Here is a 17365-nt window from a genome sequence, read left to right on the forward strand (position 1 = left end):
CACACTAATCACTCGACGATTCGAGTGATTAGCCAGCGAGTTGACCAACGAATGGGTTCGCGAAGGTGAAGAACAGAGCGATACCAACACCGATCATGGTTACGGCGTCGAGCAGACCGGCAACGATGAACATTTTAACTTGCAGCATTGGAACCATTTCTGGCTGACGCGCGGCGCCTTCCAGGAACTTGCCGCCCAACAGGCCGAAACCAATTGCGGTACCCAGTGCGCCCAGGCCGATCAACAGTGCAACAGCGATAGCGGTTAGACCAACTACAGTTTCCATCTTTCCTCCCGACTTTTACGTCGTATGGTTTAGGTTTTTTAGATTTTAAAGCGGTAAAACAAATCGTTTCATAGCCCTGTTCGGGCACCCACCCGTGTTACCGGGTGGGACATCAGACTAGTCGAGACTGGTCTTAATGGTTCTCTTCGTGCGCCATCGACAGGTAAACGATGGTCAACATCATGAAGATAAACGCCTGCAGGGTGATGATCAGGATGTGGAACACAGCCCACGCCCACTGCAGAACTACGCCCAGGCCGCTAAGCCAGAGCAGACCGCTGCCGAACATCACAGCAATCAGAATGAAGACCAGTTCGCCGGCATACATGTTGCCGAACAGACGCAGTGCCAACGAGATCGGCTTGGCAATCAGTGTCACGAACTCAAGCAGGAAGTTCACCGGAATCAGCAGGGCTTGAACGAAGATGTTCTTGCTGCCGAACGGGTGCAGGGTCAGTTCGCCGATGAAACCGCCGATGCCCTTGACCTTGATGCTGTAGAAAATGATCAACGCGAATACCGACAGGGCCATGCCCAGGGTAGCGTTCGGGTCAGTGGTCGATACGGCGCGGAACGGAATGTGCGGATCGCCGGAGATCAACATGGCCACTTGAGGAATCCAGTCAACCGGAATCAGGTCGACGGCGTTCATCAGGAAGACCCAGACGAAGATGGTCAGCGCCAACGGTGCAATCACCGGGCTACGGCCATGGAAGCTGTCTTTCACGCTGCCATCGACGAATTCGACCAATACTTCAACGAAGTTCTGCAAAGCACCAGGCTGACCGGAAGTCGCCTTCTTTGCCGCCATGCGGAAAAGAAGAACGAAAATCAGACCCAACGCGACCGACCAGCCGAGCGTATCGACGTGGAAAGCCCAGAAGCCCATTTCTTTGGCTTCTGCTGCGGTGTGGGCAAAACCCCACCCGCCAGTTGGGTGCTGACCGAAGGTCAGGTTTTGCAAGTGGTGCTGGATATAGCCCGAAGCGGTTGTCTCTGCCATGGTTGCCTCAAACGCCCTAAGGTCTCGAAAGTCTTGTTCTCATTAGCAGGGGAGCGAACCAGCTAACCAGTTGGGTCAGCACGAAGACGCCGAATACTGCTAACGGCGCCAATGGCTTCACACCTGCGAACGTCAATGCAAACAGCACTGCCGTCAAAATCAGTTTGCCCGCCTCACCGGCATAAAAAGACCGGACGATGGCTTGAGCTGCTCGGGCGCCGGAAAACCGAAATGCCCTGTGAGCGAAATAAATATTGGGAAGCAAGGCTATCAGGCCTCCGCAGAGTCCTGAGTACCCGGCAACGACCCCACGCCATTGCCAGAGCGCCAAAGCGGCAATCAGCAAAACGACAAATTGAGCCATTAACACCGGAAAAACTGCCAGGCGATGGAACGGCAAGCGGTCTGGCGTGCGGTTTTCCATCTCTTTTGCTCCCCAATGGTCGGCTGCCAGAATTCAATAACTTGGCATAATTTGTGCCGACAAAATGCGCGCAGAGTATAGGGGCGGTTCTGCCCCTATTCAACTGTCAGGTAGTGATTTCCGACTTCACGCTACATGAGGAATTGTTTCAGCGGATGTGTGCGAGCACACCTTGAAGCTCATCAAGCGAGTTGTAGCCGATCACCAGCTGCCCCTTACCCTTCTTTCCGTGGCGGATCTGCACCGCAGAGCCTAGGCGCTCGGCCAGACGCTGCTCGAGCCGGGCGATGTCCGGGTCTGGTTTTGCCGGTTCCACAGGCTCCGGTTTGCCACTCAACCACTGGCGAACCAGTGCTTCAGTCTGGCGTACGGTCAGGCCTCGTGCGACAACGTGTCGCGCCCCTTCAACTTGTTGATTTTCCGGCAAACCGAGCAAGGCACGGGCATGACCCATTTCCAGGTCGCCGTGAGACAGCATGGTCTTGATGACTTCCGGCAGCGCAATCAGACGCAACAGATTGGCCACGGTGACGCGGGATTTACCCACAGCCTCGGCCACTTGTTGCTGAGTCAGCTGGAATTCCTGCTGCAAACGCTGCAAGGCCACCGCTTCTTCGATCGGATTGAGGTCTTCACGCTGGATGTTCTCGATCAGCGCCATGGCGATGGCGGTTTCATCCGGCACATCGCGAACCATCGCCGGGATGGTTTCCTGGCCAGCCTGCTGGCTGGCACGCCAGCGGCGTTCGCCGGCGATGATTTCGAATCGCCCGCTACCGATCGGGCGAACCACGATCGGCTGCATCACGCCCTGGGCCCTGATTGACTGCGCCAGCTCTTCCAGCGCTTGAGGATCCATGTCTCGACGCGGCTGGTACTTGCCACGCTGGATCAGGTCCAGGGGCAGATGCTGCAGCTCACGCTGGTCGGCTTGTACCGCTTGCTCTTCCAGCGAGCTGACAGTCGGACCACTCAGCAGTGCATCCAGTCCACGTCCGAGACCTCGTTTCTTGACGGCCATGGGGATTCCTTAAGTTGCCTGAGCAGCGGCGGTGCGTGAGTTTTTGCGCTGACGGCGAACCATCTCGCCCGCCAATGCCAGATAAGCAATCGCGCCCCGCGATGATTTGTCGTACGCCAGCGCCGGCATGCCATAGCTTGGCGCTTCGGCCAGGCGGATGTTGCGTGGAATGACGGTGTCGTAGAGCTGATCGCCAAAGTGTTCCTTGAGCTGCGCCGATACGTCGTTCATCAGGCTCAGGCGCGGGTCGTACATGGTCCGCAACAGGCCTTCGACTTTCAGGTTGGGGTTCAGCAATTCGGCAATGCGCTTGATGTTATCCACAAGGTCGCTCAACCCTTCGAGCGCGAAGTACTCGCACTGCATGGGGATAATCACCCCGTCGGCGGCAACCAGCGCATTGAGCGTCAACATCGACAACGATGGCGGGCAGTCGATCAAAATGTAATCGTAGTTTTCCCGGATCGGCGCCAACGCACTGCGCAGACGGCTTTCCTTCATCTGCATTTCCAGCAGAACCACTTCGGCCGCGGTCAGGTCGCGGTTGGCCGGCAGTAACTGGTAACCACCGTGTTCGGAATAGTGCATGGCCTGGGCCAGATCGCATTCTCCGATCAGCAGGTCGTAGACCGAATTTTCCAGGCTGTGTTTATCCACACCGCTACCCATGGTGGCGTTGCCCTGTGGATCAAGATCGATCAACAGCACCCGACGCTTGGTAGCGACCAGGGAAGCTGCGAGGTTGATACAGGTGGTGGTCTTGCCCACACCACCCTTCTGGTTCGCTATCGCGAATACCTTAGCCATTCTTGCTTGTGTTCCCAATCATGCCGTGCGGCGCAGTATCAGCAGATGGCGTTGGCCTTGGCAACCGGGTACGGCCAGGGCGTGTTCGCTATCGAGGTGGAAGTCTGCCGGCAATGCTACCAGCTCATCAGCAGGATGAACGCCCTTCATTGCCAGCCAACGTGTTTCGGTATCGCCCAAATGGCGCGTCCAGTTGCTGAAGTTCTCCATGCTGCTGAACGCACGGGAAATGATCCCGTTGAATGGCCGTTCAGGCTGAAAGGCTTCGACGCGACTGTGGATAACTTGCAGGTTATCCAGTTTGAGTTCGAGTTTGACCTGGGTCAGGAATCGGGTTTTCTTGCCGTTGCTGTCCAGGCAGGTCACTTGCGAGTCGGGAAACAGGATCGCCAAGGGAATCCCTGGCATGCCGCCGCCACTGCCCACATCCAGCCAGCGGCCGTTTTCGATGAAGGACATCACGCTCAGGCTATCGAGCAAATGCCGCGAAACCATTTCGTCCGGATCACGCACGGCCGTGAGGTTGTAGGCCTTGTTCCACTTTATCAACAGGGCCAGATAACCCAGCAGCTGTGCATGCTGGGCGTCCGTCAGGTTGACACCGAGCTGGCGCGCACCTGTGGATAACTCTTCGGCGTGTTGCGAGGTGACCAACGAACTCAAGCGCTTTGCTCCAACTGACGGCCCGCGCCGCGTTTTTTCAAATGAATCATCAACAGCGAAATCGCTGCCGGGGTCACCCCCGGGATACGCGACGCCTGGCCCAGGGTCTCTGGACGGGTCGCGCCGAGCTTGCTCTGGATCTCTTTCGAGAGACCGGAGATGTTCGTGTAATCGATATCCACAGGCAGTTTGGTGTCTTCGCTGGCCCGCAGACGCGCGATTTCATCCTGTTGACGATCGATGTAACCGGCATATTTGGTCTTGATTTCGACCTGTTCGGCGACCTGTGGATCTTCCGCGCCCCCACCGGTCACGGCGATCAGACCAGCGTAGTCGATTTCCGGACGGCTCAGCAGGTTGAGCAAATTGTATTCGTGGGTCAGTGGCGTACCGAATTTCTCGGAAATCGCATCGCCCTGCTCGGTGCCCGGGCGCACCCAGGTACTTTTCAGGCGTTGCTCTTCCAGATCGATGCTTTCGCGTTTCTTGCAGAACGCAGCCCAACGCATGTCATCCACCAGACCCAATTCGCGACCTTTTTCGGTCAAGCGCAGGTCGGCGTTGTCTTCGCGCAGGATCAAACGGTATTCGGCGCGGGACGTGAACATCCGGTACGGTTCCTGGGTTCCCAGGGTAATCAGGTCATCGACCAGAACGCCGATGTACGCTTCGTCGCGACGCGGGCACCAGGCGTCTTTGCCCTGCGCACGCAGCGCGGCGTTGGCTCCGGCCAGCAAACCCTGGGCGCCGGCTTCTTCGTAACCGGTGGTGCCATTGATTTGCCCGGCGAAGAACAGACCGCCGATCACTTTGGTTTCCAGGCTGTACTTCAGGTCACGCGGGTCGAAGTAGTCGTACTCGATGGCGTAGCCAGGGCGAACGATGTGCGCGTTTTCCATGCCGCGGATCGATTGCACGATCTGCAGTTGCACGTCGAACGGCAAGGATGTGGATATCCCGTTCGGGTACAGCTCATGGGTGGTCAAACCTTCCGGCTCGATGAAGACCTGGTGACTTTCCTTGTCGGCAAAGCGGTGGATCTTGTCTTCGATCGATGGGCAATAACGCGGACCGATGCCTTCGATCAACCCCGCATCGGAATACATCGGCGAACGATCAAGGTTCGCAGCAATGATTTCGTGGGTACGGGCGTTGGTGTGGGTAATCCAGCAGCTGACCTGTTGCGGATGCTGCTCTTTGGAACCCATGAACGACATCACCGGAATCGGCGTATCCCCCGCTTGCTCGGTCATCACCGAGAAATCCACGGTGCGACCGTCGATACGGGGGGGCGTACCGGTTTTCAGGCGACCGACCCGCAATGGCAGTTCACGCAGACGATGAGCCAGCGCAATCGACGGCGGATCACCGGCGCGACCGCCGGAATAATTCTGCATACCGATGTGGATAAGTCCACCGAGGAAGGTGCCAGTGGTCAACACCACGGAATCGGCGAAGAAACGCAGGCCCATTTGGGTGACAACACCGCGCACTTGTTCCTGCTCGACGATCAGGTCGTCAGCAGCTTGTTGAAATATCCACAGGTTCGGCTGGTTTTCCAAAGCTTCGCGGACAGCGGCCTTGTACAGAACCCGATCGGCCTGAGCGCGGGTTGCACGCACGGCGGGGCCTTTGCGGCTGTTCAATACGCGAAACTGAATACCACCTTTATCGGTAGCCATGGCCATCGCGCCGCCGAGGGCATCGATTTCTTTAACCAGATGGCTTTTGCCGATCCCGCCAATGGCGGGGTTGCAACTCATGGCACCGAGGGTTTCCACGTTATGCGTCAGCAACAGGGTTTTTGCCCCCATACGTGCTGATGCAAGTGCTGCCTCGGTACCGGCATGACCGCCGCCGATGACGATCACTTCAAAACGGGAAGGGAAATCCACCACGCACCTCGTGCCTGCTTCAGTCAGGTAATCCGGAAATAGTTTGATCTCAGGTTTTTGGACCTGGTCGGCAAGTATAGGGACTTCGCCCTTCCTAAAGAACCCTTTGCACAAAATTTAACCAGCTGTGGAGAAGTCGGGGTTATAGAAATTAAAAAGAGAGAAATTTATTAAATCTTTGTTTTTATGTTTATTTCTACTGAGCCACCTTTCTGTGGATAGATTAATGCAGCCCTTTATTTTCAATATGTACAGAGATTCAAAACCCTGTGGTCATGTGCCGATGAGGCCCTTGGATAACCGGTGTAAGCCTGTGGATGAAAGGGGTTGTTATCCACAGAGGCGGTTATCTTCAGTTTTGAGGCTCTGTTATCAACTGCCCTTAGCGGCACTTATTCACAGGGCTTAATCCACAGAAAAGCTGCCGAATGAGCAAATTCCGGGCAAGGGAAATCCGCTCAAGCGAAGAATCTGCTCGGCACTGGGGGAAAAATTTCAGAAAAGGAGAGGAACAGACAGGCGCGAATGGCCTGTCTGTGAACTGCTGAAGGGACTATTTACCGATACAGAAGCTGGAAAAGATTCTTCCCAGCAGATCATCAGAGCTGAAGGCGCCGGTGATTTCGCCCAAAGATTGCTGCGCCTGCCGCAAATCTTCAGCAAGCAATTCACCAGCACCCGCTAACGTCAGCTGCGCACGGCCATGCTCAAGGGACGCACTCGCATGACGCAGTGCCTCCAGGTGACGCCTGCGAGCACTGAAGCTGCTTTCGGAGGTCTGCTCGTAACCCATGCAGGCCTTGAGGTGTTCGCGTAACAGTTCCAGTCCCATGCCAGCGGATTTGGCACTGAGACTGATGGTGACATGGCCATCGCCACTGACTTCCAGGGCAATCGCTTCCCCCGTCAGGTCAGCCTTGTTGCGAATAAGGGTAACTTTCGCCGGGTCCGGGCGGGTCTCGAGGAATTCAGGCCATAAGGCAAAGGGATCAAGAGCCTCGGGAGCCGTGGCATCGACCACCAGCAAGACCCGATCTGCTTCACCGATGGCTTTCAATGCCCGTTCAACACCAATTTTTTCTACCTGATCATCGGTATCGCGCAAGCCGGCAGTGTCGACCACATGCAACGGCATGCCATCGATGTGGATATGTTCGCGAAGAATATCCCGGGTCGTGCCGGCAATTTCGGTCACGATCGCAGCTTCTCGTCCGGCCAAGGCATTGAGCAGGCTGGACTTGCCGGCATTCGGCCGGCCGGCGATCACCACGGTCATGCCGTCACGCAACAAGGCGCCCTGCCCGGCTTCACGCAGCACTGTGGATAATTCGTCGCGCACTTTGTCGAGCATGCTCAGGACATGGCCATCGGCGAGGAAGTCGATTTCTTCTTCGGGGAAGTCGATGGCTGCTTCGACATAAATGCGCAAACCGATGAGTTGTTCAGTCAGGTTATGCACTCGCTGGGAAAACGCCCCTTGCAATGAACGCAGGGCATTTCGCGCGGCCTGTGCAGAACTCGCCTCGATCAAGTCGGCAATGGCTTCGGCCTGAGCCAGGTCGAGCTTGTCGTTGAGGAAGGCGCGCTCGCTGAATTCCCCCGGCCGGGCCAGACGGCAGCCCAGTTCCAGACAACGTTTGAGCAGCATATCCAGAACGATCGGCCCGCCGTGGCCTTGCAACTCAAGCACATCTTCACCGGTGAACGAGTTCGGCCCCGGGAAATAAAGCGCGATGCCTTCGTCCAGCACCTCTTCGTTTGCACTGAGGAACGGGCCGTAATGGGCAAACCGCGGTTTCAGTTCGCGACCGCTGATGGCTTTGGCCGCCAGACTCGCCAGCGGCCCGGAAATACGGACGATGCCCACACCGCCGCGACCTTGAGCGGTGGCGACGGCTGCGATGGTTTCACGAGGAACGCTCATAAACCGGTATCCAGACAAAAGTGACAGATAGCAAAACGCCCCACTAGGGGGCGTTTTGAGTGGTTATCTACAGAGTAAGTTACGCCTCGGCTTTTTTGGTAGCCGCTTCGACCTTACGCGTGATGTACCACTGTTGGGCGATCGACAATACGTTGTTCACTACCCAGTACAGCACCAGACCTGCCGGGAACCACAGGAAGAAGAAGGTGAAGATGATTGGCATCATTTTCATGACCTTCGCCTGCATCGGATCCGGAGGAGTCGGGTTCAACTGCTGCTGGATGAACATGGTTGCGCCCATGATGATCGGCAGAATGAAGAACGGATCCTTGATCGACAGGTCAGTAATCCACAGCATGAACGGCGCCTGGCGCATTTCCACGCTTTCCAGCAGAACCCAGTACAGCGAAAGGAAAACCGGCATCTGCACCAGGATTGGCAAGCAGCCACCCAGCGGATTGATCTTCTCTTTCTTGTACAGCTCCATCATGGCTTGGGACATTTTCTGCCGATCGTCGCCATGTTGCTCTTTCAGCGCAGCCAGTTTCGGTGCCACTGCACGCATACGTGCCATGGATTTGTAGCTGGCAGCCGACAGTGGGAAGAAAATCCCCTTGATCAGCATGGTCAGGAAGATGATCGACCAGCCCCAGTTACCGACCAGCGCGTGGATATGTTGCAGCAACCAGAAGATTGGCTGGGCAATGAACCACAGAATGCCGTAGTCGACGGTCAGTTCCAGACCTGGGGACAACTCTTTCAGGACAGCCTGGCTTTTCGGACCTGCGTACAGAACTGCGCTGGTTTCGGCTTTTGCACCTGGCGCGACAGTCATTGCCGGGGCGGTGTAGCCGATGATGTAGTTGCCTTTGCTGTCTTTACGGGTCTGGACGATGTTGTTTTCGCCCTTGACCGGAATCCATGCAGTCACGAAGTAGTGTTGCAACCAGGCAACCCAACCACCGGTAACGGTTTCTTTCAGCTGCGCCTTGTCCATGTCGCTCATCGACACTTTCTTGTACGGCTCGTTACTTGTCCACAGGGCGGCGCCCAGGTAAGTCGCGGTGCCGGTGGCGGTGCTGGAAGAAGGATCGGAGCTGGCATCACGCTTCAATTGCGCGAACATGGCACCGGACCAAGGCTGAGCGCTCTGGTTGTCGATCAAGTAGGAAACGGTTACGTCGTACAGGCCACGTTTCAGGGTGAAACGCTTGATGTAGTTGACGCCGTCCTTGCTGAACTTCAGGTCTACGACCAATTGGTCCTGACCGTCAGCCAGTTGATAAATCTTCTTCTCGGAGGAGTAAACAGGGCGACCGGCAGGACTTGCGTCCGGACCGTTGGTACCAATCAGCCCGCTCTGAGCCAGATACGTCCGCTCGTTGCCGTTATCAAACAGCTGGAATGGAATATCCGGATGATCCTGGCGACGTGGATACAGCGGCAACGTCAACTGGGCAACATCGCCACCTTGTGGATCGATTGCCAGGTTGAGCACATCCGTTTTGATCTGGATGAGGTCTTTGCTTGCAGCTACTGGTGTTTCAGCAGGTGCAGTTGCACTGGTATCGCTTGTGGCGCGTGGAATGTCGTCACTGACAGAAGCATTATTGCCAGTCGCCGTATCCGGTAGACCCGGTGCGGTAGTACTGGAAGCAACATTCTGAGTCGGCAGGGCAGCCTGGCCATAGTCCTGGTTCCATTTAAGGACCATAACGTAGGACACGATTGCCAGGGCGACGATCAGGATCGTGCGTTTGATATCCATGATTACTCGGCCATCGAAGAAGAACGGGAGGTAGGGATAGATGGAACCGGGTCATAACCACCGGGATTCCACGGATGACAGCGACCTAAACGACGAAAGGTCAGCCAGCCACCGCGCAGAAGGCCATGATTTTCTATGGCTTCATACGCGTAGCAGGAACAACTGGGGTAGAAACGACAGTGACTGGCCATCAGGGGACTGATGGCATAGCGATAAAACTGGATCGGAACGAGTGCCAGTTTACGCATCGGTACTGTCTACCCCTACAGTTTCGGTTTTGACTGCTGGTACCGGCTTGCTGCGTGCCAGACGTTTCCAGAGCTTGTCGAAATGCTGAATCAATTCGGGGCTTTCTACGTCACCCAAACCTTTGCGCGCGACGATAACGATGTCCCAACCGACCAGTAAATCCTGGTTCAGGCGAAACGATTCGCGCATCAGACGTTTGAGGCGATTGCGCTCGACGGAGAGCTTTACGCTCTTTTTCCCGATAACCAGCCCGAGACGGGGGTGATCAAGGTCGTTATTGCGCGCAAGGAGCAGGAGATTTTTCCCCGGAACCTTGCCGGTAGGGGAGTCAAAGACTGCCTTGAAATGCCGGGGAGTAAGCAGACGCTTTTCCCGACTGAAGTCCTGACTCACCTCCAGTGCCGGCTTATCAAACTGCCAGACGCGCACGACCTTTGGCGCGACGACGCGACAGAACGGCACGACCGTTCTTGGTAGCCATGCGAGCACGGAAACCGTGGGTACGAGCGCGTTTGATAGTGCTTGGTTGGAAAGTACGTTTCATTGTCGTGTTACCTGGTTCGTCCACAACGGGCCGGAATGGCCCCCGTTTTAAGAGACCGGGGATTCTAGAGAAAGCAAGCCTCTAGGTCAATTTCCAACCAGCGTTTCCTTATAAATAGATCTCCAGGCGATTTGCCCGGCGAAGGACGTTCGCCAGATATAGAAATAAAGAAGGGAATTATTTAAAGCTTTTCTGTAAAGCTTATAAAAGCTAGAAGCACGTTCATCTGTGGATAACTGCCTTTAGCCCTTCTAAACCGTGATGTACAGAGAATGACAACTACAGTGGAAAACGGTGGTCAGCCTGTGCTGCGCTGTCGGATAACCTGTGGGTGGAAAGGCCAGTTATCCACAGGCAGGTTATCCACCGAGTTTCGCCCCCACTTGTCCAGTGCCCTCATGGGCGGTTATCCACAGAGCTTATGCACATACCGTTGGTCTTCTTTTCGAGGGTTAACGCATTGATAAATCATGTTCTGTGCGCAACCTGCATGTGGATAAGTGGACGACTGGTCGCTACAATGACCGCTTGTTTTTGCCTCACCGGCTTTCAACTTAGGGGATATCCGTGTCAGTGGAACTTTGGCAGCAGTGCGTAGAGCTTTTGCGCGATGAGCTGCCTGCCCAACAATTCAACACTTGGATCCGTCCACTACAGGTCGAAGCCGAAGGCGACGAGCTGCGTGTCTACGCGCCGAATCGTTTTGTTCTCGATTGGGTCAATGAAAAGTACCTGAGTCGTGTCCTTGAACTGCTCGATGAGCATGGCAATGGCCTGGCTCCTGCGCTTTCCTTATTAATAGGCAGCAAACGCAGTTCGGCACCGCGTGCGGCACCCAATGCCCCATTGGCCGCTGCGGCGTCCCAGGCTCAGGCTGCTCAAGCGCCTGTCAGCGCGCCGACGCCAGCCCCGGTAGCTACCTCGACCAAACGTGCGACACAAAAGGTTGCAGAAGTCAGTGAAGAGCCGTCCCGCGACAGCTTCGATCCAATGGCCGGCGCCAGTTCGCAACAGGCCCCGGTTCGCGCCGAACAGCGCACGGTGCAGGTCGAAGGCGCGCTCAAGCACACCAGCTACCTGAACCGCACCTTCACCTTCGAAAACTTCGTCGAAGGCAAGTCCAACCAACTGGCCCGGGCTGCGGCCTGGCAGGTGGCGGATAACCCCAAGCACGGCTACAACCCGCTCTTCCTTTATGGCGGTGTCGGCTTGGGTAAAACCCACTTGATGCACGCAGTGGGTAACCACCTGTTAAAGAAGAACCCGAATGCCAAGGTGGTGTACCTGCATTCCGAGCGTTTCGTTGCGGACATGGTCAAGGCCTTGCAACTGAATGCGATCAACGAGTTCAAGCGCTTCTACCGCTCGGTGGATGCGTTGTTGATCGATGACATTCAGTTCTTTGCTCGCAAGGAACGTTCCCAGGAAGAATTTTTCCACACCTTCAACGCCCTGCTTGAAGGTGGCCAGCAGGTCATTCTTACCAGTGACCGCTATCCGAAAGAAATCGAAGGTCTTGAAGAACGCCTGAAGTCGCGTTTCGGCTGGGGCTTGACGGTTGCCGTCGAGCCGCCGGAACTGGAAACCCGCGTGGCGATTCTGATGAAAAAGGCCGACCAGGCCAAAGTCGATCTGCCACACGACGCAGCGTTCTTCATTGCCCAGCGTATTCGCTCCAACGTCCGTGAGCTGGAAGGCGCGCTCAAACGCGTGATCGCCCACTCGCACTTCATGGGCCGCGATATCACCATCGAGCTGATTCGCGAATCCCTGAAAGACTTGTTGGCGCTGCAAGACAAACTGGTGTCTGTGGATAATATTCAGCGCACCGTCGCCGAGTATTACAAAATCAAGATATCCGACCTGCTGTCCAAGCGTCGTTCACGCTCGGTAGCACGTCCGCGTCAGGTCGCCATGGCGTTGTCCAAGGAATTGACCAACCACAGCCTGCCGGAAATCGGCGATGTGTTTGGCGGCCGTGATCACACGACTGTTTTGCACGCCTGCCGCAAGATCAACGAGCTTAAGGAATCCGACGCGGACATCCGCGAGGACTATAAGAACCTGCTGCGTACACTGACTACTTGATGAACACCAGCGCAGCTTATTAAGGCAAGGGACTAGACCATGCATTTCACCATTCAACGCGAAGCCCTGTTGAAACCCCTGCAACTGGTCGCAGGCGTCGTCGAGCGCCGACAGACCTTGCCGGTGCTCTCCAACGTGCTGCTGGTTGTCGAAGGCCAGCAACTGTCGCTGACCGGTACCGACCTGGAAGTCGAGCTGGTCGGTCGTGTACAACTCGAAGAGCCTGCGGACCCGGGTTCCATCACTGTGCCTGCGCGCAAGCTGATGGACATCTGCAAGAGCTTGCCCAACGATGCGCTGATCGACATCAAGGTCGATGAGCAGAAGCTCGTGGTGAAGGCCGGCCGTAGCCGCTTCACCCTGTCGACCCTGCCGGCCAATGACTTCCCGACGGTGGAAGAAGGCCCAGGCTCGCTGACCTGCAGCCTTGAGCAAAGCAAACTGCGTCGTTTGATCGAACGCACCAGCTTCGCGATGGCGCAGCAGGACGTACGTTATTACCTCAACGGCATGCTGCTGGAGGTCTCCGCTGGCGTCATCCGCGCTGTGGCCACCGACGGTCACCGTCTGGCGATGTGTTCCATGCAGGCTGATATCGGCCAACCGGATCGTCATCAGGTGATCGTACCGCGCAAAGGTATTCTGGAACTGGCGCGTCTGCTGACCGAGCCGGACGGCAACGTCAGCATTGTGTTGGGCCAGCACCACATCCGCGCCACCACCGGCGAGTTCACCTTCACCTCGAAACTGGTCGACGGCAAATTCCCTGACTACGAGCGTGTTCTGCCAAAAGGCGGCGACAAGCTGGTACTCGGCGATCGTCAGGCCTTGCGTGAAGCGTTTAGCCGTACCGCGATTCTGTCCAACGAGAAGTACCGTGGCATCCGCCTGCAACTGGCCAATGGTCAGCTGAAGATCCAGGCGAACAACCCGGAGCAGGAGGAAGCGGAAGAAGAAGTGGGTGTTGAGTACAACGGCGGCTCTCTGGAAATCGGCTTTAACGTGAGCTATCTGCTCGACGTACTGGGCGTGATGACCACCGAGCAGGTTCGCTTGATCCTGTCCGACTCCAACAGCAGTGCGCTGGTACAAGAGTCCGACAACGACGACTCGGCTTACGTTGTCATGCCGATGCGTCTGTAAACATGCTCAGCAGAACCTAGATGTCCTTAAGTCGCGTCTCGGTCACCGCGGTGCGCAATCTGCACCCGGTGACCTTCTCCCCTTCCCCTCGAATCAACATTCTTTACGGCGCCAACGGCAGCGGCAAAACCAGTGTTCTGGAAGCCATTCATCTGCTGGGGCTTGCCCGTTCGTTTCGCAGCAGCCGTCTGTTACCCGTCATTCAATACGAGCAATTGGCGTGTACGGTGTTTGGCCAAGTCGAACTGGCCGAGGGTGGGCACAGCGCGTTGGGGATATCTCGTGACCGGCAAGGTGAGTTCCAGATCCGCATCGACGGGCAGAACGCCCGAAGTGCTGCGCAACTGGCAGAGATCCTGCCGTTGCAGTTGATCAACCCGGACAGCTTTCGCCTGCTGGAAGGTGCGCCGAAGATTCGCCGACAGTTTCTCGACTGGGGTGTGTTCCACGTGGAACCCCGATTCATGTCTACGTGGCAGCGCTTGCAGAAGGCCTTGCGTCAGAGAAACTCTTGGCTGCGACATGGTACACTTGACGCCGTTTCGCAAGCGGTTTGGGACAGGGAACTGTGCCAGGCCAGCGCTGAAATAGATGAATACCGCCGCGCTTACATCAAAGCCTTGAAACCAGTCTTTGAGCAGACCTTGAGCGAACTGGTTGAGCTTGAGGGCTTGACGCTCAGCTATTACCGAGGCTGGGACAAAGACCGTGAGTTGAGTGCAGTGCTCGCCGGGTCCCTTCAACGGGATCAGCAAATGGGTCATACCCAAGCCGGACCACAACGCGCTGATTTGCGTCTTAGATTGGGCGCACATAACGCTGCGGACATCTTGTCTCGTGGCCAGCAGAAGTTGGTGGTCTGTGCACTGCGGATCGCCCAAGGGCACTTGGTTAGCCAGGCCCGTCGCGGCCAGTGTATTTATCTGGTGGATGACCTGCCGTCCGAACTGGACGAGCACCACCGTCGCGCGCTTTGCCGCTTGCTGGAAGACTTACGCTGCCAGGTGTTTATCACCTGTGTAGATCACGAATTATTGAGGGAAGGCTGGCAGACGGAAACGCCAGTCGCTCTGTTCCACGTGGAACAGGGCCGTATCACCCAGACCCACGACCATCGGGAGTGAAGGCATTGAGCGAAGAAAATACGTACGACTCAACGAGCATTAAAGTGCTGAAAGGCCTGGATGCCGTACGCAAACGTCCCGGTATGTACATTGGTGACACTGACGATGGCAGTGGTCTGCACCACATGGTGTTCGAGGTGGTCGATAACTCGATCGACGAAGCTTTGGCCGGCCATTGCGACGACATCAGCATCATCATCCACCCGGACGAATCCATCACCGTTCGCGACAACGGTCGTGGCATCCCGGTAGACGTGCACAAAGAAGAAGGCGTCTCGGCGGCCGAGGTCATCATGACCGTGCTGCACGCCGGCGGTAAGTTCGACGATAACTCCTACAAGGTATCCGGCGGTCTGCACGGTGTAGGTGTGTCGGTGGTGAACGCACTGTCCAAAGAACTGATCCTGACCGTTCGCCGCAGCGGCAAGATCTGGGAACAAACTTACGTCCACGGTGTTCCGCAAGAGCCGATGAAAATCGTTGGCGAAAGCGAAACCACGGGCACCCAGATCCACTTCAAGCCTTCGGCTGAAACCTTCAAAAACATCCACTTCAGCTGGGACATCCTGGCCAAGCGGATTCGTGAACTGTCCTTCCTCAACTCCGGTGTCGGCATCGTCCTCAAGGACGAGCGCAGCGGCAAGGAAGAGTTGTTCAAGTATGAAGGTGGTCTGCGTGCGTTCGTGGAATACCTGAACACCAACAAGACTGCGGTCAACCAGGTGTTCCACTTCAACATCCAGCGTGAAGACGGCATCGGCGTGGAAATCGCCCTGCAGTGGAACGACAGCTTCAACGAGAATCTGTTGTGCTTCACCAACAACATCCCTCAGCGCGACGGCGGCACTCACTTGGTGGGTTTCCGTTCCGCACTGACGCGTAACCTGAACACCTACATCGAAGCTGAAGGTCTGGCGAAGAAGCACAAAGTTGCCACCACCGGTGACGATGCCCGCGAAGGCCTGACAGCAATTATTTCGGTGAAGGTGCCGGATCCGAAATTCAGCTCCCAGACCAAAGACAAGCTGGTGTCTTCCGAAGTGAAGACCGCGGTCGAACAGGAGATGGGCAAGTACTTCTCTGACTTCCTGCTGGAGAACCCGAACGAAGCCAAACTGGTCGTCGGCAAGATGATCGACGCGGCGCGTGCGCGTGAAGCGGCGCGTAAGGCCCGTGAGATGACCCGACGTAAAGGCGCGCTGGACATCGCCGGCCTGCCGGGCAAACTGGCTGACTGCCAGGAAAAAGACCCTGCCCTCTCCGAACTGTACCTCGTGGAAGGTGACTCTGCTGGCGGCTCCGCCAAGCAGGGACGCAACCGTCGCACCCAGGCCATCCTGCCGCTCAAGGGCAAAATCCTGAACGTCGAGAAGGCACGTTTCGACAAGATGATCTCTTCGCAGGAAGTGGGCACCTTGATCACCGCGCTGGGCTGCGGCATCGGCCGTGACGAGTACAACATCGACAAGCTGCGGTATCACAACATCATCATCATGACCGATGCTGACGTCGACGGTTCGCACATCCGTACCCTGTTGCTGACCTTCTTCTTCCGTCAGTTGCCGGAGTTGATCGAGCGCGGATACATCTACATCGCTCAGCCGCCGCTGTACAAGGTCAAGAAAGGCAAGCAAGAGCAATACATCAAAGACGACGACGCCATGGAAGAGTACATGACGCAGTCGGCCCTGGAAGACGCGAGCCTGCACCTGAATGAAGAAGCCCCGGGTATCTCCGGCGAAGCCCTCGAGCGTCTGGTGAATGACTTCCGTCTGGTGATGAAGACCCTCAAGCGCCTGTCGCGCCTGTACCCGCAGGAACTGACCGAGCACTTCATCTACCTGCCAGCGGTGAGCATGGAGCAACTGTCCGATCACGCAGCGATGCAGGACTGGATGGCGCAGTTCGAAGTTCGCCTGCGTACCGTCGAGAAATCCGGTTTGGTTTACAAAGCCAGCCTGCGTGAAGACCGTGAACGTAACGTCTGGCTGCCAGAGGTCGAGCTGATCTCCCACGGCCTGTCGAACTACATCACGTTCAACCGCGATTTCTTCGGCAGTAACGATTACAAGACGGTCGTGTCATTGGGCGCTCAATTGAGCACCTTGCTGGACGACGGCGCGTACATCCAGCGCGGTGAGCGCAAGAAGCCGGTCACCGAATTCAAGGAAGCACTTGAATGGCTGATGGCTGAAAGCACCAAGCGTCATACCATCCAGCGCTACAAAGGCCTGGGCGAAATGAACCCGGATCAGCTGTGGGAAACCACCATGGACCCGAGCCAGCGCCGGATGCTCAAAGTGACCATCGAAGACGCCATTGGCGCAGACCAGATCTTCAACACCCTGATGGGTGATGCGGTCGAACCTCGTCGCGACTTCATCGAAAGTAACGCCTTGGCGGTTTCCAACCTGGACTTCTGATCC

Annotated in this window: 16 protein-coding genes; 4 read left to right on the top strand and 12 right to left on the bottom strand. The window is 56.4% G+C overall.

Annotation, left to right across the window (positions count from 1 at the left end; translation table 11 throughout):
* Window positions 1–28: 28 nt before the first annotated feature.
* The 12 genes from atpE to rpmH all read right to left on the bottom strand — a co-directional run bounded on the left by atpE (window position 29) and on the right by rpmH (window position 10584).
* Window positions 29–286, bottom strand: coding sequence for a F0F1 ATP synthase subunit C (gene atpE / locus ABH909_RS03555; protein ID WP_002555987.1), 258 nt, complete (start codon window positions 284–286; stop codon window positions 29–31).
* Between the two features lie 133 nt (window positions 287–419).
* Window positions 420–1289: a F0F1 ATP synthase subunit A gene (atpB, locus tag ABH909_RS03560; protein ID WP_007903023.1), complete on the bottom strand. Its 870-nt coding sequence runs from the start codon at window positions 1287–1289 to the stop codon at window positions 420–422.
* 16 nt (window positions 1290–1305) lie between these two features.
* Window positions 1306–1713 (bottom strand): F0F1 ATP synthase subunit I, encoded by a 408-nt coding sequence (locus ABH909_RS03565; protein ID WP_429430561.1) that lies wholly within the window; start codon window positions 1711–1713, stop codon window positions 1306–1308.
* A gap of 148 nt (window positions 1714–1861) precedes the next feature.
* Window positions 1862–2734 (bottom strand): ParB/RepB/Spo0J family partition protein, encoded by an 873-nt coding sequence (locus ABH909_RS03570; protein WP_305424387.1) that lies wholly within the window; start codon window positions 2732–2734, stop codon window positions 1862–1864.
* A gap of 9 nt (window positions 2735–2743) precedes the next feature.
* A complete protein-coding gene (locus ABH909_RS03575) occupies window positions 2744–3541 on the bottom strand; it encodes a ParA family protein (RefSeq protein ID WP_052966014.1) in 798 nt (265 codons plus the stop codon).
* An 18-nt stretch (window positions 3542–3559) separates the two neighbouring features.
* The gene (rsmG, locus tag ABH909_RS03580; RefSeq protein WP_429430564.1) at window positions 3560–4204 is read right to left on the bottom strand and encodes a 16S rRNA (guanine(527)-N(7))-methyltransferase RsmG; all 645 of its coding nucleotides are present in this window, start codon (window positions 4202–4204) and stop codon (window positions 3560–3562) included.
* Entirely contained in the window at window positions 4201–6099 is a 1899-nt protein-coding gene (mnmG, locus tag ABH909_RS03585) for a tRNA uridine-5-carboxymethylaminomethyl(34) synthesis enzyme MnmG (protein ID WP_429430566.1), read from the bottom strand. The genes rsmG and mnmG overlap by 4 nt, the downstream gene beginning before the upstream one ends.
* Window positions 6100–6652: 553 nt before the next feature.
* A complete protein-coding gene (gene mnmE, locus ABH909_RS03590) occupies window positions 6653–8023 on the bottom strand; it encodes a tRNA uridine-5-carboxymethylaminomethyl(34) synthesis GTPase MnmE (protein ID WP_123495590.1) in 1371 nt (456 codons plus the stop codon).
* Window positions 8024–8102: 79 nt separating this feature from the next.
* Window positions 8103–9791 (bottom strand): membrane protein insertase YidC, encoded by a 1689-nt coding sequence (gene yidC / locus ABH909_RS03595; protein WP_429430568.1) that lies wholly within the window; start codon window positions 9789–9791, stop codon window positions 8103–8105.
* A gap of 2 nt (window positions 9792–9793) precedes the next feature.
* Complete coding sequence (yidD, locus tag ABH909_RS03600) at window positions 9794–10039, bottom strand: membrane protein insertion efficiency factor YidD (RefSeq protein ID WP_052966011.1); 246 nt, start codon at window positions 10037–10039, stop codon at window positions 9794–9796.
* The gene (rnpA, locus tag ABH909_RS03605) at window positions 10032–10433 is read right to left on the bottom strand and encodes a ribonuclease P protein component (protein ID WP_032830545.1); all 402 of its coding nucleotides are present in this window, start codon (window positions 10431–10433) and stop codon (window positions 10032–10034) included. Before rnpA ends, yidD begins: the two co-directional genes overlap by 8 nt.
* A 16-nt stretch (window positions 10434–10449) precedes the next feature.
* Window positions 10450–10584, bottom strand: a complete 135-nt coding sequence (rpmH, locus tag ABH909_RS03610) for a 50S ribosomal protein L34 (protein WP_003213577.1) — start codon at window positions 10582–10584, stop codon at window positions 10450–10452.
* Between the two features lie 567 nt (window positions 10585–11151).
* Between rpmH and dnaA the strand changes: the two genes are divergently transcribed.
* Genes dnaA through gyrB form a run of 4 tightly spaced genes read left to right on the top strand, consistent with a single transcriptional unit; the run spans window position 11152 to window position 17362 of the window.
* Window positions 11152–12672, top strand: a complete 1521-nt coding sequence (gene dnaA, locus ABH909_RS03615) for a chromosomal replication initiator protein DnaA (RefSeq protein WP_429430570.1) — start codon at window positions 11152–11154, stop codon at window positions 12670–12672.
* Window positions 12673–12711: 39 nt separating this feature from the next.
* On the top strand, window positions 12712–13815 hold the full coding sequence (gene dnaN / locus ABH909_RS03620) for a DNA polymerase III subunit beta (RefSeq protein WP_030132563.1): 1104 nt from the start codon (window positions 12712–12714) through the stop codon (window positions 13813–13815).
* 20 nt (window positions 13816–13835) lie between these two features.
* Window positions 13836–14939 carry a DNA replication/repair protein RecF gene (gene recF, locus ABH909_RS03625; RefSeq protein WP_008007898.1) on the top strand — a complete coding sequence of 368 codons (1104 nt, stop codon included), beginning with the start codon at window positions 13836–13838 and terminating at the stop codon, window positions 14937–14939.
* Window positions 14940–14944: 5 nt separating this feature from the next.
* On the top strand, window positions 14945–17362 hold the full coding sequence (gyrB, locus tag ABH909_RS03630) for a DNA topoisomerase (ATP-hydrolyzing) subunit B (RefSeq protein WP_007902994.1): 2418 nt from the start codon (window positions 14945–14947) through the stop codon (window positions 17360–17362).
* The last annotated feature ends 3 nt before the right edge of the window (window positions 17363–17365 follow it).

The sequence above is a fragment of the Pseudomonas sp. BS3782 TE3695 genome, assembly GCF_050435305.1.
In the GTDB taxonomy this organism is placed as follows: domain Bacteria; phylum Pseudomonadota; class Gammaproteobacteria; order Pseudomonadales; family Pseudomonadaceae; genus Aquipseudomonas.